This window comes from Nonomuraea sp. NPDC049378 (assembly GCF_055586745.1).
Genome location: NZ_JBVJHP010000022.1, coordinates 101,531 through 127,654, shown reverse-complemented (window position 1 = coordinate 127,654; position 26,124 = coordinate 101,531). Strand labels below are relative to the sequence as shown.

The following is a 26,124-nucleotide window of genomic DNA, read 5'->3' as shown; positions in this document are numbered from 1 at the left end:
GTGAACATGCCCGCCGTACGGCCTCGCGTGGCGGTCGACCGTCTTCCGGCGGACGACCGCCTCCTTGCCGGCGTGCTCGGACCGTACGTCGAGTGGGTGCCCAGCCGGACGGCCGGGGAGATCGGCGTGGACGGCCGCGTCACCGGCAGCGGCGACCTGGGCGGCGGCCCGGGAGGCGGCCCGGGAGGCGGCAGGGCGCTGCCGCTGCTCGTGGCCGGCGACGACGCGCGGGCGCTGGCGGCCTTCGCGGAGCGGATCTTCGCGCACGCCAGGCTGCGTACGTTGCTGGGCGGTGACTGGGGGCCGCGCGACCTGGTCGAGTTCCACACCCGGCACAAGATGCAGGTGCTCGCCCACGACCCCGCGCGATACCGCCAGGCCGGGCGCGTGGTGGCCGGGGCCGGCGCCCGCCCGCTCGGCGAGGTGGCCGGCGAGTACGCCGAAGCGTTCCGGCGGGCACTCGCCACCCCCGCCACGGTCGGCAAGAACGTCAACGTGCTGCAGCACTGTCTCGGCATGCTCGGTCTCGACCCGGCCAGGCGGGACGAGGCGCTGGCCGCCATCGAGGCCTACCAGGCGGGCCGGGCGCCGTTGAGCCACCCCGCGACGCTGTTGCGCCGGCGGGCCACCGGTTACGTGCGCGGCCAGACGTACTTCGCGCCCTACCCCGACGGCCTGCGGGACGCCCTGGGTAGTCTCTCTCCGGATGAATGCCCCACAGGAGAGCGTGAGTGACCGTCCCGCGGCGCGTGTCGTCTGTCTCGACCGTGACGGCCGGGTGCTGCTCATGCACTGGTACGACCCGGTCGGCCGGGTGGACGTCTGGGAGCCGCCGGGCGGCGGCATCGACCCCGGAGAGACGGCGCTGGAGGCGGCCAGGCGCGAGCTGACCGAGGAGACCGGGCTGCCGGCCTCGGCCGTGTCCGGCAGGTGCGTCGAGGTCGGACGCGACTTCTCGTGGCTCGGAGTCCGGTACGTGAAGACGGAGCCGTTCTTCCTGGCGGTGTTCGACGAGGTCTGTCCCGTGGTGGTCCCCAAGGCGCTGACGGAGGAGGAGCACCACGTCTTCCGCGGCTACGCCTGGGCCGAGGAGTTGCCCGCGGGGGTCGAGCCTCCCCTGCTGGCCGAGGTCGTGGCGGCGCTCACGGCAGATCCACGGTGACGCCCGCGGACGCGACCTCGATCGGGCCGTCGTAGGACGTGGCGGCCGCCTCCAGCGCGGGCTCGGGCGGGGTGTCGGGCCACAGGTGAGTGAGCAGCAGCCGGGCCGCGCCGGCCGACGCCGCGGTGCGGCCCGCGTCGAGGGCGCTGGACAGGTACGGCGCATCCTCATCCGGCACCTGTTCCGGATATGTCGCCTCTGCCACGAGCAGGTCCGCATCCTTCGCCAACGCCACCAAGGAGCCGGACGGACCCGTGTCGCCGGTGCAGGCGATCACCCGGTCGCCGCCGCTCAGCCGCAGCCCCGCGTTGGGCACGTGGTGCGGCAGGTCGAATGAGTCGAGACGGAAGGGTCCGAGGCGCCGCGGAACGCCGGGCGCCAGCTCGTGCACCACGAAGCTGCCGGCCAGCATGCGCCCGCCGTCCAGCGCCAGAACGGCGTCGAGCGCGCCCGGCGGAGCGTGGACGGGCAGCGGGGGAACGGGCCGCCCGGCGAGCGCGCGGGCGCGCAGCAGCGGGTTGAGGTCGGCGCAGTGGTCGGGGTGGCCGTGCGTGATCAGCACCGCGTCGACCTCGCCGGCCTGCCGGCGCTCAAGCAGCCTGGGCAGCGTGGCGTAGCCGGGGTCGACGTAGATCAGGAAGCCCTCCTCCTCGACGACGTACCCGCTGCACGCCTGACCCGCCGCCGGCCAGGCGCCGCAGCCGCCGAGAACCGTGAACCTCACGCGCCGCCACCCGACGAGTGGCCCAGCTCCGCCAGCGTCGCCGCCAGCAGCCCGCGCAGCCGCATGCCGGCCACCTTCTCGTGCTCGGCTTCCACGGACAGCCCCTGGTTGACCTGCTCCTGGTAGACCGCGCGCTCGCGCGGACCGGTGTAGGGCAGCGCGGTCAGCGCCACGGCAACGGTGGTGCGCGTGCCGCCCCTGGGCAGGACGGTCACGGCGTGCGTGCGCAGGCAGGCCTCGTCGGGGGCGCCGTACCAGCCGCACTTGACCGCGGCCTCCGGCGAGCGCGTCGCCTCGCGCGCTCCGAACGTCTGCGGGCCCTCCACCTGCCGCATCCACTCCATGACGGTCCCGGCGGCCGGATCGCCGGCCGCCCCGGCCTGGGCGAGCACCGCGTACGCGGTCGCGACCTCGTCGGCGGCGACCTCGACCGAGCCGAACCTTGACGGGTCTCCGTTCGGCGGTGACCAGGCAACGCCCGTGCGCCGGCGGATGTCGTCGAGGATGACCTCGGGGCCGACGGCCAGCCACAGGTTGAGCGTGTCGGCGTTCGACGAGATGACCACGGCGGGCTCGGCGTGGCGGCGCCACCGCTCGGCGTCGGTGACGCGGCCCGCGCTCACCCACGCGTACAGCGGCTTGAGCAGGGAGGCGCAGCGCAGGCGGGCCATGCCCGACCGGATGCTCACCTGGCGGGCGGGCGGCCCGCCGTAGCCGCGTCTGATGCCCGCGGCCTGGACGCTGGCGCCGGCATCGAGGTCACGGAGCAACTCGTTGAACGACACGCACCCCACCGTAGACCTACGGCGCGCTCCCCCATCGACCTTCGTACCACTCGACGCTCGGCGGGTCTCCTGGCAGCTCGGTGGCGCCGGGCGCGCGCAGGCCGTCGAGCGCGATGGCCAGCAGGCGGTCCCTGACCTTGCGATGCTCGTCGTCGGGCGGGCCTGGAGCCGGGCGGCTGAACTGCTCCATGAGCAGCGAGACGTCCAGCGCCGTCACGTCGCTCCTGAGCACGCCCGCCTCGTGCGCCCTGGCGACGAGCCGGTCCGCGGTCTCCTCCGCCAGCCTGGCCACCCGCCACATCTCGGCGGTCACCTCGATGGTGCCCGCGACCGGGGCCAGCGCGCCGGAGCGGAACTCCACGCACGTGCGCACGTACAGGACCAGGCCGTCCCACGGGTCGGCCTCGGCCAGCCCGTCCTGCGCGGCCGCCACGGCACGCTCCATGGCGATCAGGCACAGGCGCTGGAGCAGCTCCTCCTTGGTGCGGTAGCGGCGGTAGAGGCTGCCCATGCCCACGCCCGCCTGCTTGGCGATGGCCGACACCGGCGCGTCGAACCCCTGTGTGGTGAACACCTCGTGCGCCGCCCGCAACAGGCGCAGATCGTTGCGCGCCGCCTCGGCCTGCCGGCCGCGTCTGCTCATGGCGTCCAGGATATTCCGGAGCGCGCCACTCCGTTACACTTGTCGGAGCGAATCGCTCCGATCAAGGGAGGTTGTGGCATGCGCGCGGTGGTGGTGCGGCGGTGCGGAGGGCCGGAGACACTGGTCCTGGAGGAAATGCCCGACCCTGTCGCCGGGCCGGGACAGGTGCTGATCAAGGTCATGGTGGCGGGCATCACGTTCGTGGAGACGCAGGTGCGGGGCGGTCGCGGGCCGCGGGCGGCCGAGCTGCCCGCGATCCTGGGCAACGGCGTGGCGGGCACCGTGCAGGCCACGGGCGAGGGCGTCGACCCCGCGCTGGCCGGCACGCGGGTGGTGAGCACGCTCGGCGGTTACGGAGGCTACGCGGAGCTGGCGGTGGCCCGGGCCGGCGACCTCATCCCCATCCCGGAGGGCCTGTCGCCCGAGGCGGCGGTGGCGCTGCTCGCCGACGGGCGCACCGCGGTGGGCCTGGCGACCGCCGCGGCGCCCCGCCCCGGCGAGTGGGTGCTGGTGGAGGCCGCGGGCGGTGGCGTGGGGAGCCTGCTCGTGCAGCTCGCCCGCGATGCCGGAGCCCGCGTCGTCGGCGCCGCGAGCAGCGCCGCCAAGCGCGACCTCGCGGCCGGCCTGGGGGCCGAGCTGACCGTCGACTACACCGACCCGGGCTGGACGGAGCTGGTCCGAGCGGCCACCGGCGGGCTGGACGTGGTCTTCGACGGCGTCGGCGGCGAGACCGGCGCGGCCGCGCAGAGGCTGCTCAAGGACGGTGGCAGGATCAGCGTGTACGGCATGGCGGGCGGCCCGATGACGAAGCCCGACCCCCGCGTGACGGCGGTCGCCTGGCCCGCGACGGACATGCGCGAGCTGGCCCGGCAGGCGCTCGCGCTGGCCGCCGCCGGGCGCCTGCGGCCCACCATCGGTGCGACGTTCCCCCTGGAGTCGGCCGCCGCGGCGCACGCCGCCATCGAGGCGCGCGGCGTAACCGGCAAGACCCTGCTCCGCATCTGAGCGCCACCGGCCCCGACCCCCGCACGCGGCCGCGGGACGGGTCACGCGCCGGACCGCACCACCGCCACGGCCAGCGCCACGGGCACGAGGGCGACCACCGCCAGCACGGCGGCCACCCGCCACCGCCGTGCCACCCCCCTCTCCGTCACGAACGCCCCCACGGCCCCCGCCCCGCCGAAGGCCAGCGCGGCCGCCACGACGTGCGCGAACGACGACGTCCACGAGGGCAGCGACTCTCCGGCCAGCCGGAAGGCCACCAGCACCCCGGCCGCCGCCAGCGCCACCCGGCGCCCGGGCCGCACGCCGACCCGCTCAAGCGCGCGGGCCGACCAGGCGAGCAGGCCCAGCGAGATCAGGACGACGACCCCGATGGCCGGCACCAGGCACCCCCAGTCGTCACAGCCGACACCCGCCCACGCCAGGCGTACGGTGGCCCACCACAACACCCCGAGCGCGGCGCACACCGCGGCAGCCCGCCCCACACGCCCCGTCATGAGTGCATCGTCCCATCAGGACGGCCGGACGGCCCTGCGCTCGTCCGCCTCCGCTTCGGTGTCGCGCCCCAGAGCCCGCAGGGCGACGGCCCGGTTGGCGTACAGGTCGGGCTGCGGCTGGAGCTCGATGGCCCGCGTCAGGTCCTCGGCCGCGCCCTCCACGTCTCCGTCGGTGAAGCGCAGCACCCCCCGGTTGCCCCAGGCGGCCGCCAGCCGGGGAGCCCGCTCGACGGCCAGGTTTAGCACCACCCTGGCCTCTGCGAGCCGCCCCGCAGCCGTCTCCAGCTGGCCCAGCACCGTGAGCAGGTGCGGGTTGCCCGGCGCCAGCGCGAGGCCGGCCTCGACGTCTCCCCTGGCCTCGTCGTCGCGGCCGGCGGCGGCCAGCAGCCCGGCCCTGTTGATGTAGGCGTCCACATACGCGGGGTCGAGCTCGATCACCCGGCCCAGGTCGGCCAGCGCCCCCTCGACGTCGCCCCGCACGGTACGCAGCTCGGCCCGGTTGTAGTGCGCCTCGGGCAGCGGCGGCCCGGCCCGCATGGCCTGCTCGAAGTCGGCCAGCGCCTCCTCGTGCCGGCCGAGCCCGAACAGCAGGTTCCCCCGCTCCAGGTAGTAGTCGGGGAAGGCCGGGTCCACGGCGATCGCGGCGGCGTAGTCCTCCAGCGCCTCCTTGGCACGCCCGAGCGAGGCCAGCAGCTGGGCCCGGTTGGCCAGCAGCACCATCCGGTGCAGCGGGTGCCGCTCCCCCAGCTCGCCCGCCAGCTCGATGGCCGACTCGACCAGTGACAGCGCGACGTGGGGCCGGCCGTGCCGCAGCTCGATCAGCGCCAGGCCGTTGCGGTCGAAGCCGAGCTTGAACGCCCGCTCCAGGGGGTCGGGCAGGAGCGTGGAGATGGCGATCGCCTCGTTGACCCACCTCCTGGCCCTGACCAGGTCGCGGCGGGCGGGGTCACGGTGGCGGGCGTCGAGCATGGCGGTGCCGTACGCGCCGGCGGCGTGCATCGCCGGATCCTGGCTGACCTCGCGAACCCGCTCCCACACCGCGAGGGCGTCGGCGGCGCGGTCGAGCCCGGCCAGGGCGGTCGCCGTACGCTGGGCGAAGCGCCACCAGAGCGCGCTGCCCGGCTCGGTGCGGGACATGCCGAGCTCGCCCAGCTCGGCGACGGCGTGCAGGAAGCCCTCCCGCACGCACCGGTCCACCACGGCCCGCAGCTCGTCGGCGTCGCGGTCGTCGGGCGGGTGCGGCGGCCCGCCGGAGAACACCGTGATCTCCAGCAGGGCCGGCGAGATCCGCCGCATCATGACCTCGAGCAGCTCGACGTCCGTGGCATCGGCTTCGGCGGCGTTGCTCACCACGAGCGCCCGCCCGGGAGGCACGGCGGTGCGGAAGAACTCCGTGAGCCCGTTGGCCAGCCGCAGCGTGCGCCGGGGCGCGGGCACGAGGATCCGTTCCTCCTCGGACAGCTCCGCGTCGATCGTCACTCGCACGGCCGGCACGATCCCGGCCAGCTCGGGCGCGGCCGCCCTGATCTCGATGTCGTACGCCGCCACGAGGTCGCTGGAGCGTTCCAGAACGGCCGGCACCAGGTGCCGCAACAACGCGGCGGCGACGGTGTACGGGCCACGCGGCCGCCGGTGCCCGTCGATCACCGGCATCAGCAGTCGCGTGAGCCCAGTCCGGACATAGGGTTCGCCCGGAATCCTGTGGTGGGACCTCGCGTCGGTCACCCCTTGTGAATGACGCTGGAGGTCCCCGCGAGCCTCACGGTGCCAGGCTTGCGGACGATGATGCGCTTCATGATTGCACCTCTCCACTCGGGGATAATCCCCCATTATTAGGGCACGCCACCGAATATCAAGGTTCAGGCAGAATTAGTGGTGGATTAATGGATAACAAGCACTTGCCTTTTGAATGGTATTTGTAACCTATCGGGAGCGAAACCAGCGGTGCAATCCGGTGGCACGAGTCCGTTCGGACTGCTCCATCAAGTCGCACAGGCATCTGCCGAGCAGCGTGACCGACTGGCAGCAGCCGGGCCGGGGCAGGTTGCGCGCCCTGACGATGAGGGTGGCCCGCTCGATCAGCCGCTCCAGGCTCGGTTCGCCCCCTCCCTTGAGCGAGCGGGTGTGCCAGGGACACGACCCGACGTCCTCGCAGGCGGTCTTGGCGATGACCGGCGACGGGGCGCCGTCCAGCCGCAGCCGATCGACCCGTTTGACTCTCAGGTCGGCGAGCCTTCTGGCGGCGGCCCTGGTGGCGCCCGCGAGGTGATCGCGCTGACCACGCCCGCGGCGCAGGGCGGCGGACCTGCCCGGCAGCGCGAGCAACATCGCCCCGGCCATCAACCCGCCCCCGACGACCATGCTCACGCCCATCGCCTCGTCGAACCAGATCACCGCGATCGCGGCCACCCAGACGGGTTGCGACGACATGAGGATCGCGCTGGGCACGGCGGGCACGTGCGCCTGGCCGTACGAGCGCGCCAGGAAGCCCAGCGCGCACGAGACCACCGACAGGTGCGCCAGCACCGACCAGTCGTGCAGGCCGGCCGGCAGCACGATGCCGTCGCGCACGGCGTAGCCGCCGGTGAGCAGCCCGATGGTGAACAGCTGGATCACGGTCAGCGCGTACGCGTGGAAGCCCACCCCCCGGTTGGACAGCTGCGCGAGCAGGAGCGTGTGGCCGGAGTAGAGGGCGGCGGCGGCCAGCGTGACGCCGAGCGCGAGCACCGAGACCTCGTGCTCCTCCATCTCCTGCAGCAGCGTGAACACCGTCATGCCGGCCAGCGCGAGCACGACCCCGGCCCAGATGCGCCGCGGCACCTTCGTCTTGTGCAGGAGGAGCGCCAGGATCGGCGTGATCACCACGCCGCAGCCCACGGCGAACCCGGACACCGCCGACGGCAGCCCGTGCAGGGCGACCGCCTGCCCGACCTGCCCGACCCCGAACATGACCCCGAGGATGATTCCGTAGACCCACGTCACCCGTGGAAGACCCCCGAGGCAGCCCGGCCTGATGGCGAGCAGCGTCAGCGCCGCGAGGACGTAACGCTCGGCGAGCAGATCCTCGACCGGTATACGACCGATGAGATCCTTCATCAGCGGGAAGGCCGACCCCCAGGCGGCGCTGACGAACAACAGAAGCACAGCTCCCAGGAGGGGGCGGGGAGCGGGCAAGACTGCCATGCCCAGAAGCATCTCATTACAATTCGCATCCGTAGCTGTACAGTCAGCAGCCGGTGATAGTCCTCTACAACTCGGTGTTAAGAGCCTCACCCGCGGGTTCGTACATCCTTATCCGCGACAGCGGGAGCCGGTCGTTGCTGACAGATTCGCCAGGCTGATCATCCGCGATCGTCCGCTTCACGAGACTGCCGCTCGTCACTCTGCGTGACGATGGGGGGTAGGCGGGAAGGTCACACCGGAAGTGCGGGGAGTGCGGGGAATGGTCACCCGAGGAGGGGTACGGCCCCGGAGGGGGTGGGTGGGGCCGCCGGACGAGCGGAGTCGCTAGCGGTCGAGAGGCACGCCCGGGGTCAGCAGTTTCTCGACGTTGACCACGACGAGCGCGCCCACCTTGTGCCGGGAGAGCTCGCGCCACCCCTGGCGCGCGTAGAGCGCCAGAGCGGCCTCCTGGTTGAGCGTGGTGTCGCCTCTGACGCGCTCGAAGCCGAGCTCCACGGCCCGCTGCTGCAGGGTGACGAGCATGGCCTCACCGAAGCCACGCCGCTGGACATCGGGATGGACACGCAGCCGGCAGATCTCGGCCGTGCACGTGTCGACGGGTTTCAGCCCGCCCATGGCCACCACCCGGGAGTCGATCTCGCCGACGAGGAAGTCGCCGCCGCAGGCCAGATAGATCTCCTGGATGCGGGGGAAGTCGTCGTCGTAGTAGACGCCGTCACCGGGCACCAGGCCCACCTGCGCCAGGCAGATCTGGTGGAGGGTGAGGACGGTGTCGAGATCGGACCATCGATAGCGCCGGATCTTCAGTTTCATGCGCCCCCTTTCAGCTGGGCCCGTGCTCGCCGCAACTCGGCGCGGTAGCCCTCGAGCCCTGGGGCGTCGGCGTCACGGGACGCGATCGCCTGCTCGAGCGCCAGCGCCGGCCGCACGATGAAGTCGGTGAGATATTCGTCGCCCACCAGGCGCAGCGCCTGGGTGCCGATCGCCAGCGCCTCATGGACGTCGCCGTCGATCAGCCGGCACTGAGCCTGGTCGAGCCTGATCAGCGTCTGGTCGAGGATGTGGTCCTGGTATTTGGTGAGCGCCTGGCCGAGCACCACCTCCGCCTCGATCGTCTGACCGAGCTTGGTGAGCACGTCGCCCTGGTAGAAGTAGAGCTGCTTCTCGGTGTAGCCGAAGGCGACGTCCTCCTGGTCCTCGCTCTTCAGGTGGGAGAAGGCGCTGCGTGCCCTCGACAGCGCGCGTTTGGCCTGGTCGACGACCTCCTTCTTGCTGTCGCCCCCTGACATCATGGCCAGTGCCCTGGCCTCGACGACCGGTGCCATGGCCTGCGCGGCGCACGGCATCGAGCCGGCCAGGTCGCGGCTCTTCTTGGCGAGGTTGAGCGCCTCGCGCGCGTCGCCGAAATAGAGGGGGACGAGCGACTCGCGAGCGGTGATCCAGGCGCGCAACGCGCGGTCACCGGTCTCGTCGGCCGCGGTGCGCCCGGTGCGGAAGAACGAGCGGGCCAGGCGGTGGTCACCGAGGTTGATCATGATCATGCCGCTCAGCCCGGACAGCTGTGCGGCCATCCTGCACAATCGTTCCTGCAGGTCGATCGGCTGGCGGCGGGACATCGCCGTACGGACCGCGCTCAACTCGAGCAGCACGTCGCACAGCAGTCTCAGGGGGCCCGTGGTCGTGTACTGGCGGCCGAAGCTGAGCGTCGCCTCTTCCCACTGGTCGAGCATGGCGGCGGACACCGTGGCCGAGACGAGGGTTTCGTCCATACGCCGCCTGATGCCCTCGCACGCTCCGAGCACGACCCCGTCGAGGGCCGTGTTGAGGTTCGTGTCGGTGTGGAGCAGGTTTAACATCGTGCGCCGGAGGATGTTCTCGTCCTCCTGCGCCGCCGGCTCGGTGACCATGGGCTGGATGTTGAGCTCACGCTCCGTGGGCAGCAGCGGCGGCGGATCCTTGGACTCCGAGCCGCCGAGTGCCCCCGCCGGCCGGTGCGCGTGGCCGTGACCGCAGATGCAGGGCCCGTCGTAGCCGAGGGCGGCCGGCTCGACGCGGTAGACCGTGCACAAGTAGTGGAGATATTCGGGCCCCGGGCGTTTCAGCCCGCTCTCGTACGCCGAGAGCAGGGTCTCGCCGATGCCCGGCGTCGGTTTGGAGTCGCGCTCGAACAGGGCCCTGACCTGCTCGATGACATCGGCCAAGGCGATCCCGTAGGACAACCGGTGCGCCTTGATGCGGGTCGTGCTGAACTGCGAAGCGCAAGCCTCGTGGATCTCATCCGCGATCTGGGCCGAGGTGCGCCCGGCGGCCAGGCCCTTGGCCCTGATCCGCCGGGCGATCTCCGTTTCCCTGTGCTGTCTGCCGGACATCCCGGCCCCTTCCAAACACGTCTCGACCGGTCCGCAACTGGTGACTCAGCGTAGCTCTCAGATCGCTGTCCGCCTACCCATGACTATGAACCAGGGACTGCGGGTTTGAAAACGCCTTCAGCCGACCCACGGTTAAGGATCGTCCACCCCGGGACTGTTTCTTCCATCCTTCGGGAGAAGAGCAACTCCCTGTAGCCGCACAAGCTCGTTGCGTTCGCCGTTGACATGAGACATGTTTGGCCCACCAGCGGCGATTGCTAGGGAGGACCAACGGTGGGGGACGACGACTTCGAGCACTTGGAGCGACTCGTGTCCGAACTGGGCGCTCACGGGTTGCTCGCACGAGTGGTCCAGAGCCAGAGCGGTCGCAGGTTCGTACGGGTCATCAACCCGAACGCGACCAGCCTGACCGAGAACGTCACTTGCAGGCCGGCCACTGTGTCCGATATGCCGGATTGGTGGTATTGCTGGTCCTGGGGCGAACGGATGCACACGGCCGACGACCCGGCCGGTGCCGCGACGAAAGTCGCCCGCGTGCTGGCCGCCGTGGCGGAATGATCGACGTGGTGGGCCGGGTGGAGCGCAGCCACCGCGGCGCGCCGCATCCACGGCGGCATCACAGGGCCGGCGGAGTGACCGGTGCGGAGGGTCCCGCACCTGTGGGGTCCTGGTCACTCCGCCGGTTCTGGCCTCACATCTGACTGCGGCCGGTACGGCCCGCACGCCGTACCCGCGAAGCCACCCTCCCGGTCCGCCGGGCGGGTGTTGGGGGGGATCCCTCCCGGAACCGGTACGGGACATGCTTCCGGGTGCCTGTCCCTTGCCGAGCCGTCCGTCATCGGAGCGTCGCTCTCTCCCTCCGCGGCCCAGAGAGCCGACGACCCCGTCTTCCCCGGCGTGATGTGACGGCGGGCGGTTCGGTCGGCGGTATTTTGGATCGCAACGGTCCAAAAGCCCGACCGAACCGCTTCTGGAGGGGGATCCACCTTTGTTACTGCTGGTGACACCGTCGCCGCCGCCCGCCTCACCGTCGAGCGGGCTTCCGGACCCCGAGAAGGTCGTCCAGGACATGGCCGGGATCTGTACCAAGGATCCTGTTTGCTCTACCCTCGTCGGGATGTTCGACAATGCGGTCTGGGCACCCATGGCGGCCAGCGCGATCGTCATCGTGCTGATCATCGTGCTGGGGTTCGTGCTCCGGAAGATCTCGCACCGGATGATCACGAGGGTGGTCCACCGCGCGGCCGCGAAGAGCTCCATCACCAGCCGCTTCCGCAAGGGCGCCGCCACCGACAGCATCGACGCGCTGCTCCGCGAACGCAGGAAGCAGCGGGCCGAGACCATGGGCTCGGTGCTCAAGCACGTCGCCTCGATCGTCATCCTGGGCACCGCGGTGCTGACCGTGCTCGACCGGCTGACGATCCCGATCGCCCCCCTGCTGACCAGCGTCGGCATCCTCGGCGTGGCCATCGGCTTCGGCGCGCAGGAGCTGGTGAAAGACTTCATCGCCGGCATGTTCATGCTGCTCGAGGACCAGTACGGCGTGGGCGACGTGGTCGACGTGGGGGCCGCGGTCGGCACCGTCGAGACCGTCACCCTGCGCGTCACCCGGCTGCGCGACGCCGACGGGCGCGTCTGGTATGTCCGCAACGGCACGATCACCAGGGTCGGCAACGAGTCGCAGGGCTGGTCGCGGGCCTACGTCGACGTGCCCGTGGCCTACGACGCCGACATCGTCAGCGTGCGCGTGCTGCTCGAGCACCTGGCCGAGGAGGTCTGGGCCGACCCCGAGCTGCGCGAGAGCAAGATCGTGGAGCAGCCGCAGGTGTTCGGCGTGGAGCAGCTGTCCGACAGCTCGGTGGTGTTCCGCATCACCGCGAAGACGCTGCCCAACGAGCAGGCCGAGGTGGCCAGGGAGATGCGCATCAGGGTCAAGACGGCCCTCGACGACGCGGGCATCACCATGGTCGCGGTGTGAGCGCGATGCACCACCACACGAGGCACACCCTAGGCTGGTGAGCGTGACTGAGACCTCCTTCTACGACGCCGTCGGGGGCGAAGAGACCTTCCGGCGCCTCGTTCAGCGCTTCTACGAGGGGGTCGCGGACGACCCGGTGCTGCGGCCGCTCTATCCCGAGCCCGACCTGACGGGGGCGGAAGATCGGCTGCGGGGCTTCCTGATCCAATACTGGGGCGGCCCCAAGACCTACAGCGAGCAGCGGGGTCACCCCCGCCTGCGCATGCGTCACATGCCGTTCGTGATCGGTGAGACCGAGCGCGACGCCTGGCTGCGGCACATGCGCGACGCGGTCGACTCGCTCGACCTGCCGGAGGAGCTGGAGACCCGGCTCTGGGACTATCTGGTCTACGCGGCCCACAGCCTGGTGAACTCACCCACGTAACGGGGCATGACACGCCACATGGATATCCCCTGGTGGCGTGATGCCGTCGTCTACGAGATCTACGTTCGCAGCTTCGCCGACGCCTCGGGTGACGGCGTCGGTGATCTGGCCGGAGTGCGCGAGCGCCTGCCGTACCTGCGCGATCTGGGGGTGGACGCCCTCTGGCTGACGCCGTTCTACCCCTCGCCCATGGCCGACGGCGGCTATGACGTCGCCGACTACCGCGGCGTCGACCCGCTGTTCGGCACGCTGTCCGACTTCGACGCGCTGGTCGCCGGCGCGCACGACCACGGGCTGCGGGTGGTCGTGGACATCGTGCCCAACCACAGCTCCTCCGCCCATCCCTGGTTCCAGGCGGCGCTGCGCGGCGAGGGCCGCGAGCGCTACGTCTTCCGCGACCGGACCAACAACTGGCAGTCCACCTTCGGAGGGCCCGCCTGGACGCAGGTCGAGGACGGCCGGCACTACCTGCACCTGTTCGCGCCGGAGCAGCCCGACTTCAACTGGCGCAACCCCGAGGTGCACAGGGAGTTCCTCGACATCCTGCGGTTCTGGCTGGACCGCGGGGTCGACGGGTTCCGCATCGACGTGGCGATGGGGCTCTACAAGGCGGAAGGGCTGCCCGACGTCGGCGACCAGTCGTTCAAGGGAACCTCCCCGATATGGGGCCGGCCCGAGGTGCACGACGTCTACCGCGACTGGCGCAAGGTGCTGGACGGCTATCCGGGCGAGCGCATGGCCGTCGGCGAGGTGTGGACCGACAGCTCCGAGGACCTCGCACTCTACGTGCGGCCCGACGAGCTGCACCAGAGCTTCAACTTCGCCTGGTTGCAGGCGCCCTGGTCGGCGGCGGCGTTCCGGAAGGTGATCGACGACACGCTGTCCGCCGTCCCGTTCGCGACGTGGGTGCTGTCCAACCACGACGTCGTACGCCACCGCACCCGCTACGCGCCCGACGACCCCGTCACCGGGCTGCAGCGGGCGAAGGCGGCGCTGCTCACGATGCTGGCGCTGCCCGGCTCGGCCTACCTCTACCAGGGCGAGGAGCTGGGACTGCCCGAGGTGAGCGACCTGCCCGACGCGGCCAGGCAGGACCCGATCTTCTTCCAGTCGAAGGGCGAGCTGCCCGGGCGTGACGGGTGCCGGGTGCCGATCCCGTGGACGGTCGATCCGCCCTCCCACGGGTTCGCGCCCGGCGGAGTGCGGCCGTGGTTGCCGCAGCCGGTCACGTTCGCGGAGCTGAGCGTCGAGAAGCAGGCAGGGGACGCCGGATCCACGCTCGAGTTCTACCGCCGGGCCCTGGCCTGCCGCCGTGACCTGGCGCGATCCATTCCTTATACGTTGGAGTGGCTGGAATCTCCCGAAGGAGTGCTTTTCTTCACCCGCGGGCCGCTGATCTGCGCGCTCAACTGCGGCACCCGGCCGGTGCACCTGCCGGAGCACGACGCGGTCCTGCTGGCGAGCGGGCCGCTGAGGGGCGACCTGCTGCCGCCCGACACGGCCGTGTGGCTGCGCCGCACGTCATAACCGCTCGCCGTCCTCGCCGCGAAAAGGGATGACGGGCAGTGAGAGCAGCGCGCCTCCCAGCCCCGCGGCGAAGGCGGCCCAATAGCCGACGTTCGTGATCAGCACGCCGGCCATCGGCGTGACGACGAAGGAGACGGCGTTCTGGACGGTGTTGTGGGTGCCGAGCACCCGGCCCGCCCACCCTGGCCCGGCCAGCTCGCCCGCCGTCAGGTAGGCGAGCCCGTTGCCTGCCACGGTCATCACCGCGGCCACCGCGAGCGCGACGGGCCCGAGCCAGGCGCCCGAGAGCGTAGCGGTCACCAGCAGCGCCATCACGCCCAGATTGCAGACCGTGATCAGGAGCAGGGGCCGCATGCGCAGGCCGACCCTGTCGGACCAGCGACCTGCCGCGATGCGCACCCCTGCCCCGGCGATCGCCGCCACGCCGAACAGCTGTCCGGCCGCCACCTCGTCCCAGCCGTACAGGCGTACGAGGCAGGTCACACCGTACGTGCTGACCACGATCTGCGGCAGCACGTGCAGGGCACTGGTGGCGTGCACCCGCCACAACGCCCGCTGCCGGTACGGCGAGCCCTGCGGCGCCGCGCCTGACCCGGAGATCGCGCGCGCCGGCTCGGCCAGGAAGATCGCGGCCAGCACGGCGGCCAGCAGGCTCGTGCCGGCGCACACGAACAGCACGCCGGCCAGGCCGTGCGCCTGCGCGATGGGCGGCAGCACGAACGCTCCGGCGGCCATGCCGAGGGTGAAGGAGACCTGGCGCAGTCCCATGGCGAGGCCGCGCTCCGGCGGCTCGAACCAGCGCAACACGATGCGCCCGCCGCCGACCATCGCGGCCGAGCCCCCGGCCCCGGCCAGGACCAGCAGCCCGATCACCGCCCAGATCTGGTCGGCGAACGCGACGGCGCCGAACAACACGGCGGCCAGGCCCACGCCCGTGCCCAGGATCACCCGCTCACCGTGCCGGTCGGCCAGCGCGCCCCAGGCCACGAGCGCCAGCAGGACGCCCAGGGAGGGCGCGTTCACCATGATCCCCGCCACGGCCAGCGGAACGCCGAAATGCCGCTCTATCTCAGGAATGACGAGGGGAAGGCCGAACAGCCCCAGCGTGACGCTCGCGTGGGCGTTGACCCCCAGCGCCAGCATCAGCCAGCGTTTCATGCGGAGAAACGTTTGAGGTACGCCAGTTCGCTCTCCGAGAGCCTGCGCGGGGCGGCCCGCTCGACGTCGTACGCCGCGAGCTCGGACGTGGCGGTGACGTAGACCGCGTCGTCGTCGCGGATCTCGTACGCGAGGGTGAAGCGCACCGGCCTGATCTCCGTCACCCACGTCTCGACGCTCACCGGCTCCGCGCGGAAGCCGAGCGGGCGGCGGTAGTCGATCTCGTGCCGGGTGACCACCAGGCCCTTGAACGGCTCGTCACCCGCGTTGTGCGGATCGATGTGGAACATGCCGAAACGGGCGTCCTCCAGGTAGTCGAGAAAGCGCACGTTGTTCACGTGCCCCTGGGAGTCGACGTCGGCGAATCTCACCGCTCGGGGGTAGAGGTGGCGCTGGGCCGGAGTGCGTTCAACCACGCCAGTCACCGTACCTGCCCCGGTCAGGAGGATCTGCGGCGGGCCAGGCAGGCGAGCACGGTCAGCACCGAGACGGTGGCCATGGCGGCGAGCGCCCAGCGGTAGCCGGTCACGAGTTGCTCGACCGCGCCGCCGTGCAGGTGGGAGAGCGTGCCCGCGAACACCTGCTCGTGCAGCGCGGCGGGCAGCGGCGCGGTGATGATCGACAGGACCAGGCCGGTGCCGACCACGTTCCCCGTGTTCTGCAGCATGAGCCGCATGGCGTTGACGATGCCGAGCCGCGCCGAGGGCAGGCCGTCCAGGATGGCGGTGGTGTTGGAGGGCATGAACACGCCCGAGCCGAGCCCGATCAGCACCAGCCCCGCCGCCACCGCCGCGTACGGCATGGTCGAGGACATCACCACCAGCATGACCACCAGCCCGCAGGTGGTCGCCGAGGCTCCGGCCACGGCCAGGGTGCGGGCGCTCATCAGGCGCTGCAGGAAGCCGGAGGCCACCGACGCGGTCATCGCCGCGACGGCCAGCGGCAGCACCTTCAGCCCTGCCTGCACGGGATCGTCACCACGCACGGCCTGGAAGTAGAGGGCTACGAGGAACACCATGCCCATGCGCGCGACGGCGTTGAGGAACGACGCGAGCGTGCCGAAGGAGAAGGCCCGGTCGCGGAACAGGCCCAGGTCAACGACCGGATGCGCCGCCCGCCGCTCCCTGACCAGGAACAACGGCAGCCCCACGGCGAAGCACGCGAGCCCGGCCAGCACCACGGGGTGTCCCCAGCCGAGCCGGGTGAACTCCGACAGCGCCAGTAGCAGCCCGCCCAGGGTGACCAGCACGAGCACGCTGCCGGGCAGGTCGAGCCCTCGGTCGCGGCGGTCGGGGACGGTCCTGCGCAGCACGAGCGCGCCCCAGACCAGGCAGATCACCCCGATCGGCACGTTGAACCAGAACACCCAGCGCCAGCCGAGGCCGTCGGCCAGCACCCCGCCCAGCGTCGGCCCGATCAGGCCGGCGATCGAGAACGAGGCCACGTAGACCCCCATGCCCTCCCCCAGCCGCTCGCGCGGGAACGCGTCGCTGACCAGGGCGGCGCTGTTGGTGAGCAGCATGGCCGCCCCCGCCGCCTGGACCACCCGCATGGCCACGATCACCCACGCGTTCGGCGCCAGGCCCGCCAGCAGCGCGGCCACCGTGTACGTCGCCAGCCCGAGCAGGTACAGCCGGCGCCGGCCGAACAGATCCGCAAGCCGCCCGAATACCACCATGAGCACGGTCGTGGTCAACTGGAAGCCGAGGAGGATCCAGCCCGCGGCCGTCGCGTCGGCGCCGGTGTGCCTGGCGATCTCGGGCAGGGCGACGTTCATCGCGCTGCCGCCGAGACCGGTCAGCACGCTCGCCAGGCTCACGACCGACAACGTCCGCCACGCGTGGCCTAAGGGGGTCGCAGCCGGCAAGGGCCTGTCCTTTCTAGATCTAGATACTAGAATATTATTCGAATCGTCAGCAGGTCGAGGAGCGAGGTTTCGGATGGGCGGGATCGTCGAAGGCCGCGTGGTGATCGTCACAGGTGCGGCCAGGGGCATCGGGCGCGGGCACGCGCTCGAGTTCGCCAGGCAAGGGGCGAAGGTGGTGGTCAACGACCTGGGCGCCGCGGTCGACGGCACCGGCTCGTCCGGAGCGTCCGCCGAGGTGGTGGCGGAGATCGAGGCCATGGGCGGCCAGGCCGTCGTCAACGGCGAGGACGTCTCCGACTTCGACGGCGCCGAGCGGCTGATCCGCTCGGCCGTCGACCACTTCGGCGGCCTCGACGTGCTGGTCAACAACGCGGGCATCCTGCGGGACCGTATGCTCGTCAACATGACGGCCGAGGAATGGGACGCAGTGATCAGGGTGCACCTCCGGGGCACCTTCGCGCCGCTGCGCCATGCCGCCGCCTATTGGAGGGCCAAGGCGAAGTCGGGCGAACACGTGGATGCCCGGATCATCAACACCACCTCGTCCTCCGGCATCTACGGTAACCCGGGGCAGGGCAACTACGGCGCCGCCAAGGCCGGCATCGCGGGCCTCACCGTCATCGCGGCCAAGGAGCTGGAGCGCTACGGCGTGACCGTGAACGCCGTGGCCCCCGCCGCGCTGACCCGCATGACCGAGAACCTCATGCCCGCCGGCGCCACGGGCGCCGACCCCGACGACATCGCGCCCCTGGTGGTCTGGCTGTCCAGCGCCGAGGCCCGCGGCGTCACCGGCCGGGTGTTCAACGTGCGCGGAGGCGCGATCAGCGTCGCCGAGGGCTGGCACGCCGGGCCGGGCGTCGACAAGGGCTCCCGGTGGGACCCGGCCGAGCTGGGCGGCGTCATCCCCGCCCTGGTCGACAAGGCCGCGCCCAACGCGATGACCAACGGCCGCATCCCCGGACGGGAGGACTGACATGCCGCTCGACCACTCCATCGTCGGTGTCGAGGGCCCGGCCCACGAGCGCACCTGGACCGCCAGGGACACCATGCTGTACGCGCTCGGCGTCGGCGCGGGCACCTCGGAGCTGGAGTTCACCACGGAGAAGGGGCAGCGGGTGCTGCCGACGTTCGCGGTGCTGGCCGCGCAGTCTTTCGGGCAGTCTTTCGGGCGGCGGCTGGGCGACTTCGACCCGGCCCTGCTGGTCCACGCCGAGCAGGGCTTCGAGCTGCACAGGAAGCTGCCTCCCGAGGGCGGCGTACGGACGACCTCGAAGGTGACCGGCATCTACGACAAGGGCTCGGGCGCGCTGGTGACCTCCGAGGCGCGGGCCGTCGACCTCGGCACGGGCGAGCCGGTCATCTCCAGCCGCAGCGCGGTGTTCATCAGGGGCGAGGGCGGGTTCGGCGGCGACCGGGGGCCGCGCGAGGCGTGGGCCGCGCCGGACCGCGCGCCCGACCACAAGGTGACCTACCCGACGCTGCCGGAGCAGGCGCTGATCTACCGCCTGTCCGGTGACCACAACCCGCTGCACAGCGACCCCGAGTTCGCCGCCAGGGCGGGCTTCGACCGGCCGATCCTGCACGGGCTCTGCACGTACGGCGTGACGGGCCGGGCGCTGCTGCACGCCGTGGCCGGATCGGACCCCGGCCGTTTCCAGGCCATGTCGGGACGCTTCACCAGCCCGGTCTTCCCCGGGGAGTCGCTCACGGTGTCGATCTGGGTGGACGGCGAGGACGTGCACTTCAGGACCGCCAAGGACGACGGCACCGTGGTGATCGACCGAGGCCGCGCCACGATCAGTCGCCGGTGATGTCCTTGAGGGGATCGAGGCGGCGGATCAGCTTCATCGCCGCCTCGATGACCTCCCTGGCCTCCTCCTCCGTGTCCGAGGTGGCGACCTCGCGGGCGGCCTCGCCGATGATGCTGGTCAGCACCGCCACGGTGAACCGGGCGAGCGCGTCGCCGCCGGCCCCGAGCAGGACGGCGTTCTGGCGTACCCACTCCCTGCCTCGGGTGCGGCGCAGCAACTCGAACCCCGGCGGCCCGTCGCCGTCGATGAACAGCCTGACCAGGTCGCGCCGCTCCCACGCCCCGTCGAGGTAGGCGCGGGCGCCGGCGATGAGCAACTCGACCGGGTCGTCGACGCCGGACTTCCTGGCCTTGGCCACGCTGGCGGCCGACGCCTGCTCGTGCGCCGCCTGATGGTCTTCGTAGAGGGCCAGGAAGAGCTCGGTCTTGCCGCCGAAGTGGTGGTAGAGGCTGCCGACGCTGGACCCGGCGCGGGAGACCACCTCGGCGACGTTGGACTCGGCGAAGCCGTGCTCGCTGAAGACCTCGCGAGCCGCCCGCAGCATGCTTTTGCGGGTCTGGGCCGTACGGCTCCACTCCCACGAGGACTTGCGTGCCATGCCGGCCATCCTACCGCGCATAATTCTAGAATTCTGTTCTTGACACGAGACCTCATCGGCCAGAACCTCTTCCTAGATAAATATTCTAGAAATTTCCGGGAGGCGGCCGTGGACTTCTCGCTCACCACCGAGGAACGCCAGATCCGCGACACCGTACGGTCCTTCGTGGAGAAGGAGGTCATGCCGCTGGAGCCCGAGGTCCTGCGCAACGAGCGCGAGGGCCGGCCTGCGCTGGACGCGGACGCCCTTCGCGACCTACGGACCAAGGCCAGGAAGTCGGGCTTCTGGGGCATCAACACCCCCGAGGAGTACGGCGGCGCCGCCCTGGGCCCGATCATGTCCGCGATCATCGCCATGGAGCTCGGCAGGACGTTCGTGCCGTTCTCGTTCGGCGGCAGCGCCGACAACATCCTCTACGCGGGCACCGAGGAGCAGAAACGCCGCTACCTGCTCCCCACCATCGAGGGCGAGCGCCGTTCCTGCTTCGCGATCACCGAGCCGGGCGCGGGCTCCGACGCCCGCAACATCCGCACCCGCGCCGTCAGGGACGGCGCCGAGTGGATCCTCAACGGCGAGAAGACCTTCATCACGGGCGGCAACGAGGCCGACTTCGTCATGGTGTTCGCCGTGGCCGAGCCGTACGGGGTGACGTGCTTCCTGGTGGACCGGGACATGGGCTGGCGCTCCGAGCCGATCCCCACCATGGGACAGTGGGGCCCGGCCTCGCTGGTGTTCGAGGACGTACGGGTGCCGGAGGAGAACATCCTGGGCGAGCCGGGCAGAGGCTTCGAGCTGGCCATGGAGTGGATCGGGCAGGGACGCTACATGATCCCGGCCCGGGCCATCGGCTCCGCCGAGCGCATGGTGCAGATGGCCGTCGACTACGCCAAGATCCGCAAGTCCATGGGGCGGGCGATCGCGGAGTACCAGGCCATCCAGTGGATGATCGCCGACTCCCAGGTCGAGATCGAGGCGGCGAAGTGGCTGACGCTGTACGCGGCGTGGCGGGTGCGGGAAGGGCTGGACGCGCGGCACGCCTCGTCGATCGCCAAGCTCAACGGGGCCGTGATGGCGAACCAGGTGGTCGACCGGGTGCTGCAGATCCACGGGGGCATGGGGTACACGAAGGAGCTGCCGATAGAACGGTGGTATCGCGAGCTGCGGCTGCTGCGCATCTTCGAGGGCACCGACGAGATCCAGCGGCGCACGATCGCGCGCAACCTGATCAAGGGACACGCGAGGCTCGGCCTGATCGGTGAGTGATCGCGGCGCCCGAGGCCGGAGCCCCGTCTCCCTACGGTGCAGGGCGGCGGCGGGCGGCCGCCGCCGTGCCGGGGAGCCGCGTTACCCGCCCCGGAAGCGGCCTGCCGTTCAGAGCGACGCCTCCTCCCGAGCGCGCGGTCTGGCCCGCATGTGCATGCGCTCCCCCTGGCGCCCGAACAGGACGTACAGTGCTCGGGGTCCTCGCGCGGCACACGCCGGCCGTCATCCCCCTCGTCCTGCTCCTCGGGATCGCAGGTTTCGTCCTCAACCCGGCCATCTACGCGCGGGTGTTCGCCATCGCGTCCGACGCCCCGACGCTTGCCGGGGCCACCACCGTCTCCGCGTTCCAGCTCGGCATCAGCCTCGTCCCGGCGCTCGCCGGGGCGGCACCTCAACGCCGGCGCGGGCATCACCTCCGTCACGTGGATCGGCGCGGCCCTGGCGGCGGCCGTCGTGCCGGCCGTCCTCACCGACCGGATGATCTCCCGTCGCGGGCCGCGCCAGGGTTGAGGGTCGCCGTGACACCGCCTATCGCTGCTGGGACCGGGATGTGGGGCAAAGGCCGGTGGGGGCACAGGAGATGGTCGACGACGCACCAAGCCAGGCCGGGGTAGGCCACGCTCGGCGAGGACCCAGCGGATCGGGGAGGCCGCACGCCCGGCGAGGACCCAGCGGATCAGGGAGGCCGCACGCTCGGCGAGGACCGGAGCGGGGTCAGCAGGGGTCCGGGCGGTCGGCGAGGGGTGCGGGGTCAGGGAAGGCGGTTGGCGAGGACCAGGGTGGCGGCCGAGGCGAACATGCCGCCGTTCCCCAGCACCACACCGACCTCCACCCCCGGCACTTGGGCCGCCGCCTCACCGCGCAGTTGCCGCACCGACTCCTGGATGGCGAACATGCCGTACATCCCCGTGTGCGTGTACGACAGGCCGCCGCCGTTCGTGTTCAGGGGGAGGCGGCCGCCCGGTGACGTGTGGCCCTCGGCGATGAAGGCGCCGGCCTCTCCCCTGCCGACGAACCCCAGGTCCTCCAGGCCGTAGATCGGCACGTGGGCGAACGCGTCGTACACCATGAGGTGGTCCACGTCGTCATGGCCGATCCTGGCCTCGGCGAAGGCCGCCTCGCCCGAGAGCCGGAACGCCTTCGACGTGGTGAAGTCCTCCATCTGCGAGATGATCGGGGACTCCGCCGACTCCCCCGAACCCAGCAGGTAGACCGGCGGCCGGCGGGACAGCTCCTCCGACGTGACGATCAGGGCGCCGCCGCCGTCCGTCACCAGGCAGCACTCCAAGAGGTGGAACGGGTACGCCACCATCCTCGACGCGAGCACGTCGTCCACCGTGATCAGGTCGCGGTGGAGGGCGCGCGGGTTGAAACGGGCCCACCGGCGCTGGGCCACGGCGACCTCCGCCAGCTGCTCGTGCGTCAGGCCGGTCTCCTTCATGTGGCGCAGGGCCGTGATCGTGAACGACGTCGGCGGGCCCATCACCCCGTACGGCAGCTCGAACTGGCCGATCAGCGAGTCGGGGCCCATTCCGTAACGGCCCGCTCCCACCCGTGACCTGCCGGACTCGCCATGGGTGATCAGCACCGTCCGGCACAGGCCGGCGCGGATCGCGGCGGCGGCGTGGCGTACGTGGAAGAGGAACGACGAGCCGCCCACACCCGTGCCGTCCAGCCAGGCGGGCGTGATGCCCAGGGCGTGGGCGATCTGGATCGGACCCGGGGTCCCGACCGTGGCGATGCCGTCTATGTCGTCCTTCGTCATGCGCGCGTCGGCGAGCGCGTTCCTCGCGGCCTCCAGGTGGAGCCGCATGGTCGAGTGGCCGGGAAGGCGGCCCAGCGCATCGGTCTCGGCGGCGCCCGCGATCACGACGGTCATCTGCGGCCCGCGGCGGGCTCGAAGAGGGGCACGTGCACGTCCCCCCGCTGCTCGAACACCACCCGCAACTCCATGTCGAGCGGCAGGTTCTCGGGGGTGCTGGGGACGCCCACGATGTTGCTCATCATGCGCACGCCCTCCTCCAGCTCGACCACCGCGATCGTGTACGGGGCATCGTCCTCGAAGCCGGGGGCGGGCCGATGATTGATCACGTACGAGTAGAGGGTCGCGCGGCCGCTGGCGCGTACCCACTCGACCTGGTCGCCGCCGCAGTGGGGGCAGCTCGGCCGCGGATAGAAGTAGTGTCGCGCGCACGTCTGACAACGCTGGATCCTGAGCTCGCCCGCGGCCGTGCCGTCCCAGAACGGCTGGGTCTCGGGCGTGGGCTTGGGTACCGGCTTCATCGGCTCCCCCATCTGGTTCTAGAATTTCACTCTAGATCCAGATCGGGCAGCCCTTCAAGGGCTCGGTACGCCGTCGCCGTCCCTGCCCCGGCCCGACAGCACCTCGTCGAGCGTCGGACGGGTGTCGCCGGGAAGGCGCGGCCCCGGCTGGGCGAGCTGGATCAGCACCCCATGCGCCTCCTTCGGGTGCAGGAACACCTCACGCCAGCGCGGGTCGGCCGTGTTGAGGCCGTGCAGCCGGTAGCCGCGGGCGGTCAGCCTGGCAACCGCCTCGTCCAGGTCATGGACATGGAAGTTCAGATGGTGAACGCCGCCCCTGCCTCTGGTGAGCTCGAAGAAGCTGTCGAAGAACGTCGAGCCCGACAAGGGCTCCATGAGCTCGACCTTGCCGCCGTTCGCGTACGTGAGTTGCAGCGTGCGGTAGCCGGCGATCCGGTGGTCGCCACCTCCGCCCAGGTGCCGGCCGCCCAGCAGATCGCGGTAGATCGGCAGCAGATCCCTGATCCGGGGAGCGGCCACGGCGGTGTGGTCGAAGGACACGTCGAGGCCGTCGAGTTCGAGATCCAACGCGGGCTCCTTGGGTGGGGGCGATCCTAGAATCCGATTCTAGCGGCCGCGGTTCGCACCGCCCTGACAGACGTCCGAACACCATCACCACCGGGGATCTCCGGAGCCGGCTACCACTCGACAGGCGGGCGCCGACACGAGCACGTCCGTCCCGGCTCACCACGTGCCTCGCCGTCTCGTCCGGCCGGAAAGCGTGTCCGCCGACCCCGGGGTGACCGATCGGTCCACCGCCCGGCGCAGCGCTCAGCGGCTCGCCGGAGGGTCGCACGGCTCTCACCCGAGAGTGCGCGCGCCGCACGGCGCTCCCCAAGGGTCGTGTACGCGCGCAACAAGGACGGCACATGCCCACGAAAACGCCCGGGTCCATGCCGTGTCACCACCCAGACGGCCGACGGGCCCGCCGTAACGGCGGGCCCGGTGTGCGGGTCAGCGGGCGTCACCCTGGACGCCACCAGCCACGGTCGGCGGATGGCGTGCCCCTGGCTGTGCCGTACAGACGAAGCTCTTCTCCGGGACCGATCCCGATACGGACCGATCCCGCCTTACAGATCCACCGTCGGGCGGATCACTCTCGGTGCAGCTTCCGGTAGGTGACACGGTGGGGACGGGCGGCGTCGGCGCCCAGCCGCTCGACCTTGTTCTTCTCGTAGTCGGCGAAGTTGCCCTCGAACCAGAACCAGTTCGAGCCCTCCTCCCACGCCAGGATGTGGGTGGCGATGCGGTCGAGGAACCACCTGTCGTGCGAGGTGATCACCGCGCAGCCCGGGAATTCGAGCAGCGCGTTCTCCAGCGACGACAGCGTCTCCGTGTCGAGGTCGTTGGTGGGCTCGTCGAGCAGCAGCACGTTTCCGCCCTGCTTGAGGGTGAGCGCCAGGTTGAGCCGGTTGCGCTCGCCGCCCGACAGCACCCCCGCCTTCTTCTGCTGGTCGGGCCCCTTGAAGCCGAAGGCCGCGATGTAGGCCCTCGACGGCATCTCCACGTTGCCGACCTTGATGTGGTCGAGCCCGTCGGAGACGACCTCCCACACGTTCTTGCCGGGGTCGATGCCACCGCGCGTCTGGTCGGCGTAGGAGATCTTGACGGTGTCTCCGACCACGATGGAGCCGCTGTCAGGCGTCTCCGAGCCCGTGATCATGCGGAACAGCGTGGTCTTGCCGACGCCGTTGGGGCCGATGACGCCGACGATGCCGTTGCGGGGCAGGTCGAACGTGAGCTTCTCCATCAGCAGGCGGTCGCCGAATCCCTTGGTCAGGTCGTCGGCCTTGATCACCGTGGTGCCGAGGCGCGGGCCCGGCGGGATCTGGATCTCGTCGAAGTCGAGCTTGCGGTGCTTGTCGGCCTCGGCCGCCATCTCTTCGTAGCGCTGGAGGCGGGCCTTGCTCTTGGTCTGGCGGGCCTTCGGGTTGGAGCGCACCCACTCCAGCTCGCCTTCCAGGCGCTTCTTGCGCTTGATGTCCTTCTGCCCTTCGACCTTGAGCCGCTGGGCCTTGGCCTCCAGGTAGGTGGAGTAGTTGCCTTCGTAGATGAAGGGACGGCCCCGGTCGAGCTCGAGGATCCAGCCGGCGACGTTGTCGAGGAAGTAGCGGTCGTGGGTGACGGACAGCACGGTGCCCGCGTATTTCTCCAGGTGCTGCTCCAGCCACTGCACGCTCTCGGCGTCGAGGTGGTTGGTGGGCTCGTCGAGCAGCAGCAGGTCGGGCGCCTCGAGCAGCAGCTTGCACAGCGCGACCCGGCGGCGCTCACCACCGGACAGCTTGGTCACGTCGGCGTCGGGCGGCGGGCAGCGCAGGGCGTCCATCGCCTGCTCGAGCTGGCTGTCGAGATCCCAGGCGTTGCGGTGCTCCAACTGGTCCTGGAGCTTGCCCATCTCCTCCAGCAGCTCGTCGCTGTAGTCGGTGGCCATCTGCTCGGCGATCTCGTTGTAGCGCTGGAGCATCGCCATCGTCTCCGCGACGCCCTCCTGCACGTTGCCGAGGACGGTCTTCTCCTCGTTGAGCGGGGGCTCCTGCTGGAGCATGCCCACCGAGAAGCCGGGCATGAGCTTCGCCTCGCCGTTGGACGGCTGCTCCAGGCCGGCCATCATCCGGAGCAGCGTCGACTTCCCGGTGCCGTTCGGCCCCAGGACACCGATCTTGGCTCCGGGCAGGAACGACAGGGTGACGTCGTCAAGGACAACCTTGTCGCCGTGCGCCTTGCGCACGCGCTGCAGCGTGTAGATGTACTCCGGCATGCTCTCTAGCTTAGGGGCTCCTGGCCCAGGCTTCCGCCGCTCCCTCCGTCGGC

Annotated in this window: 25 protein-coding genes and 1 pseudogene; 10 read left to right on the top strand and 16 right to left on the bottom strand. The window is 71.1% G+C overall.

Features of this window, described 5'->3' with window-relative positions; genetic code table 11:
• Positions 1–6 precede the first annotated feature (6 nt).
• Together ACZ6SA_RS38840 and ACZ6SA_RS38835 are read left to right on the top strand one after the other, a co-directional pair.
• A complete protein-coding gene (locus tag ACZ6SA_RS38840) occupies positions 7–735 on the top strand; it encodes a YbgA family protein (RefSeq protein ID WP_465833866.1) in 729 nt (242 codons plus the stop codon).
• A complete protein-coding gene (locus ACZ6SA_RS38835; RefSeq protein ID WP_347649027.1) occupies positions 728–1,162 on the top strand; it encodes an NUDIX domain-containing protein in 435 nt (144 codons plus the stop codon). The genes ACZ6SA_RS38840 and ACZ6SA_RS38835 overlap by 8 nt, the downstream gene beginning before the upstream one ends.
• On the opposite strand, the gene ACZ6SA_RS38830 is transcribed toward ACZ6SA_RS38835, so the two are convergent.
• Genes ACZ6SA_RS38830 through ACZ6SA_RS38820 form a run of 3 tightly spaced genes read right to left on the bottom strand, consistent with a single transcriptional unit; the run spans position 1,143 to position 3,314 of the window.
• Positions 1,143–1,886, bottom strand: a complete 744-nt coding sequence (locus ACZ6SA_RS38830) for an MBL fold metallo-hydrolase (RefSeq protein ID WP_347649028.1) — start codon at positions 1,884–1,886, stop codon at positions 1,143–1,145. The two genes, ACZ6SA_RS38835 and ACZ6SA_RS38830, sit on opposite strands and share 20 nt — an antisense overlap.
• Positions 1,883–2,671 carry a hypothetical protein gene (locus ACZ6SA_RS38825; RefSeq protein ID WP_347649029.1) on the bottom strand — a complete coding sequence of 263 codons (789 nt, stop codon included), beginning with the start codon at positions 2,669–2,671 and terminating at the stop codon, positions 1,883–1,885. Before ACZ6SA_RS38825 ends, ACZ6SA_RS38830 begins: the two co-directional genes overlap by 4 nt.
• Positions 2,672–2,687: 16 nt before the next feature.
• Entirely contained in the window at positions 2,688–3,314 is a 627-nt protein-coding gene (locus ACZ6SA_RS38820; protein ID WP_347649030.1) for a TetR/AcrR family transcriptional regulator, read from the bottom strand.
• A 78-nt stretch (positions 3,315–3,392) separates the two neighbouring features.
• On the opposite strand from ACZ6SA_RS38820, the gene ACZ6SA_RS38815 reads away from it, so the two are divergent.
• Positions 3,393–4,319 carry a zinc-binding dehydrogenase gene (locus ACZ6SA_RS38815; RefSeq protein ID WP_347649031.1) on the top strand — a complete coding sequence of 309 codons (927 nt, stop codon included), beginning with the start codon at positions 3,393–3,395 and terminating at the stop codon, positions 4,317–4,319.
• A gap of 41 nt (positions 4,320–4,360) precedes the next feature.
• Here the strand turns inward: ACZ6SA_RS38815 and ACZ6SA_RS38810 are convergent, their stop codons facing one another.
• From ACZ6SA_RS38810 to ACZ6SA_RS38790, 5 genes are all read right to left on the bottom strand, one after another.
• Positions 4,361–4,813, bottom strand: a complete 453-nt coding sequence (locus ACZ6SA_RS38810) for a hypothetical protein (RefSeq protein ID WP_347649032.1) — start codon at positions 4,811–4,813, stop codon at positions 4,361–4,363.
• A gap of 15 nt (positions 4,814–4,828) precedes the next feature.
• Positions 4,829–6,466 carry a tetratricopeptide repeat protein gene (locus ACZ6SA_RS38805; protein ID WP_347649033.1) on the bottom strand — a complete coding sequence of 546 codons (1,638 nt, stop codon included), beginning with the start codon at positions 6,464–6,466 and terminating at the stop codon, positions 4,829–4,831.
• Between the two features lie 270 nt (positions 6,467–6,736).
• Positions 6,737–7,957, bottom strand: a complete 1,221-nt coding sequence (locus ACZ6SA_RS38800) for a DMT family transporter (RefSeq protein WP_465833862.1) — start codon at positions 7,955–7,957, stop codon at positions 6,737–6,739.
• Between the two features lie 363 nt (positions 7,958–8,320).
• The gene (locus ACZ6SA_RS38795) at positions 8,321–8,809 is read right to left on the bottom strand and encodes a GNAT family N-acetyltransferase (RefSeq protein WP_347649035.1); all 489 of its coding nucleotides are present in this window, start codon (positions 8,807–8,809) and stop codon (positions 8,321–8,323) included.
• Positions 8,806–10,365, bottom strand: a complete 1,560-nt coding sequence (locus tag ACZ6SA_RS38790) for an XRE family transcriptional regulator (RefSeq protein WP_465833860.1) — start codon at positions 10,363–10,365, stop codon at positions 8,806–8,808. Before ACZ6SA_RS38790 ends, ACZ6SA_RS38795 begins: the two co-directional genes overlap by 4 nt.
• A gap of 273 nt (positions 10,366–10,638) precedes the next feature.
• Here ACZ6SA_RS38790 and ACZ6SA_RS38785 point away from each other — a divergent pair, with 273 nt between their 5' ends.
• From ACZ6SA_RS38785 to ACZ6SA_RS38770, 4 genes and pseudogenes are all read left to right on the top strand, one after another.
• Complete coding sequence (locus ACZ6SA_RS38785) at positions 10,639–10,923, top strand: hypothetical protein (protein ID WP_347649037.1); 285 nt, start codon at positions 10,639–10,641, stop codon at positions 10,921–10,923.
• 559 nt (positions 10,924–11,482) lie between these two features.
• Positions 11,483–12,343 (top strand): mechanosensitive ion channel family protein, encoded by an 861-nt coding sequence (locus ACZ6SA_RS38780; RefSeq protein ID WP_347649038.1) that lies wholly within the window; start codon positions 11,483–11,485, stop codon positions 12,341–12,343.
• Between the two features lie 43 nt (positions 12,344–12,386).
• A pseudogene (locus tag ACZ6SA_RS38775) lies at positions 12,387–12,761 on the top strand (globin); the annotation flags it as partial.
• A 24-nt stretch (positions 12,762–12,785) separates the two neighbouring features.
• Positions 12,786–14,294 (top strand): glycoside hydrolase family 13 protein, encoded by a 1,509-nt coding sequence (locus tag ACZ6SA_RS38770; protein ID WP_465833857.1) that lies wholly within the window; start codon positions 12,786–12,788, stop codon positions 14,292–14,294.
• On the opposite strand, the gene ACZ6SA_RS38765 is transcribed toward ACZ6SA_RS38770, so the two are convergent.
• From ACZ6SA_RS38765 to ACZ6SA_RS38755, 3 genes are read right to left on the bottom strand one after another with little or no spacing between them, the layout of a single operon-like run.
• Positions 14,289–15,452, bottom strand: coding sequence for an MFS transporter (locus ACZ6SA_RS38765; RefSeq protein WP_465833855.1), 1,164 nt, complete (start codon positions 15,450–15,452; stop codon positions 14,289–14,291). The two genes, ACZ6SA_RS38770 and ACZ6SA_RS38765, sit on opposite strands and share 6 nt — an antisense overlap.
• Entirely contained in the window at positions 15,449–15,868 is a 420-nt protein-coding gene (locus ACZ6SA_RS38760; RefSeq protein WP_347649041.1) for an acyl-CoA thioesterase, read from the bottom strand. Before ACZ6SA_RS38760 ends, ACZ6SA_RS38765 begins: the two co-directional genes overlap by 4 nt.
• Positions 15,869–15,891: 23 nt before the next feature.
• Positions 15,892–17,271 carry an MFS transporter gene (locus ACZ6SA_RS38755; protein WP_443156130.1) on the bottom strand — a complete coding sequence of 460 codons (1,380 nt, stop codon included), beginning with the start codon at positions 17,269–17,271 and terminating at the stop codon, positions 15,892–15,894.
• A 121-nt stretch (positions 17,272–17,392) separates the two neighbouring features.
• Here ACZ6SA_RS38755 and ACZ6SA_RS38750 point away from each other — a divergent pair, with 121 nt between their 5' ends.
• Positions 17,393–18,292 (top strand): SDR family oxidoreductase, encoded by a 900-nt coding sequence (locus tag ACZ6SA_RS38750; RefSeq protein WP_465833852.1) that lies wholly within the window; start codon positions 17,393–17,395, stop codon positions 18,290–18,292.
• 1 nt (position 18,293) lies between these two features.
• Positions 18,294–19,130 (top strand): MaoC/PaaZ C-terminal domain-containing protein, encoded by an 837-nt coding sequence (locus ACZ6SA_RS38745; protein ID WP_465833850.1) that lies wholly within the window; start codon positions 18,294–18,296, stop codon positions 19,128–19,130.
• Here ACZ6SA_RS38745 and ACZ6SA_RS38740 read toward each other — a convergent pair.
• On the bottom strand, positions 19,117–19,728 hold the full coding sequence (locus ACZ6SA_RS38740; RefSeq protein WP_347649045.1) for a TetR/AcrR family transcriptional regulator: 612 nt from the start codon (positions 19,726–19,728) through the stop codon (positions 19,117–19,119). The two genes, ACZ6SA_RS38745 and ACZ6SA_RS38740, sit on opposite strands and share 14 nt — an antisense overlap.
• A 108-nt stretch (positions 19,729–19,836) precedes the next feature.
• Between ACZ6SA_RS38740 and ACZ6SA_RS38735 the strand changes: the two genes are divergently transcribed.
• Positions 19,837–20,991 (top strand): acyl-CoA dehydrogenase family protein, encoded by a 1,155-nt coding sequence (locus ACZ6SA_RS38735; protein ID WP_347649143.1) that lies wholly within the window; start codon positions 19,837–19,839, stop codon positions 20,989–20,991.
• Positions 20,992–21,742: 751 nt separating this feature from the next.
• Here the strand turns inward: ACZ6SA_RS38735 and ACZ6SA_RS38730 are convergent.
• From ACZ6SA_RS38730 to ettA, 4 genes are all read right to left on the bottom strand, one after another.
• Positions 21,743–22,870, bottom strand: a complete 1,128-nt coding sequence (locus ACZ6SA_RS38730; protein WP_347649047.1) for a thiolase C-terminal domain-containing protein — start codon at positions 22,868–22,870, stop codon at positions 21,743–21,745.
• The gene (locus ACZ6SA_RS38725; protein ID WP_347649048.1) at positions 22,867–23,274 is read right to left on the bottom strand and encodes a Zn-ribbon domain-containing OB-fold protein; all 408 of its coding nucleotides are present in this window, start codon (positions 23,272–23,274) and stop codon (positions 22,867–22,869) included. The genes ACZ6SA_RS38730 and ACZ6SA_RS38725 overlap by 4 nt, the downstream gene beginning before the upstream one ends.
• Before the next feature lie 54 nt (positions 23,275–23,328).
• On the bottom strand, positions 23,329–23,841 hold the full coding sequence (locus ACZ6SA_RS38720) for a VOC family protein (RefSeq protein WP_347649049.1): 513 nt from the start codon (positions 23,839–23,841) through the stop codon (positions 23,329–23,331).
• A 565-nt stretch (positions 23,842–24,406) separates the two neighbouring features.
• A complete protein-coding gene (gene ettA, locus ACZ6SA_RS38715) occupies positions 24,407–26,071 on the bottom strand; it encodes an energy-dependent translational throttle protein EttA (protein ID WP_347649050.1) in 1,665 nt (554 codons plus the stop codon).
• Between the last annotated feature and the right edge of the window lie 53 nt (positions 26,072–26,124).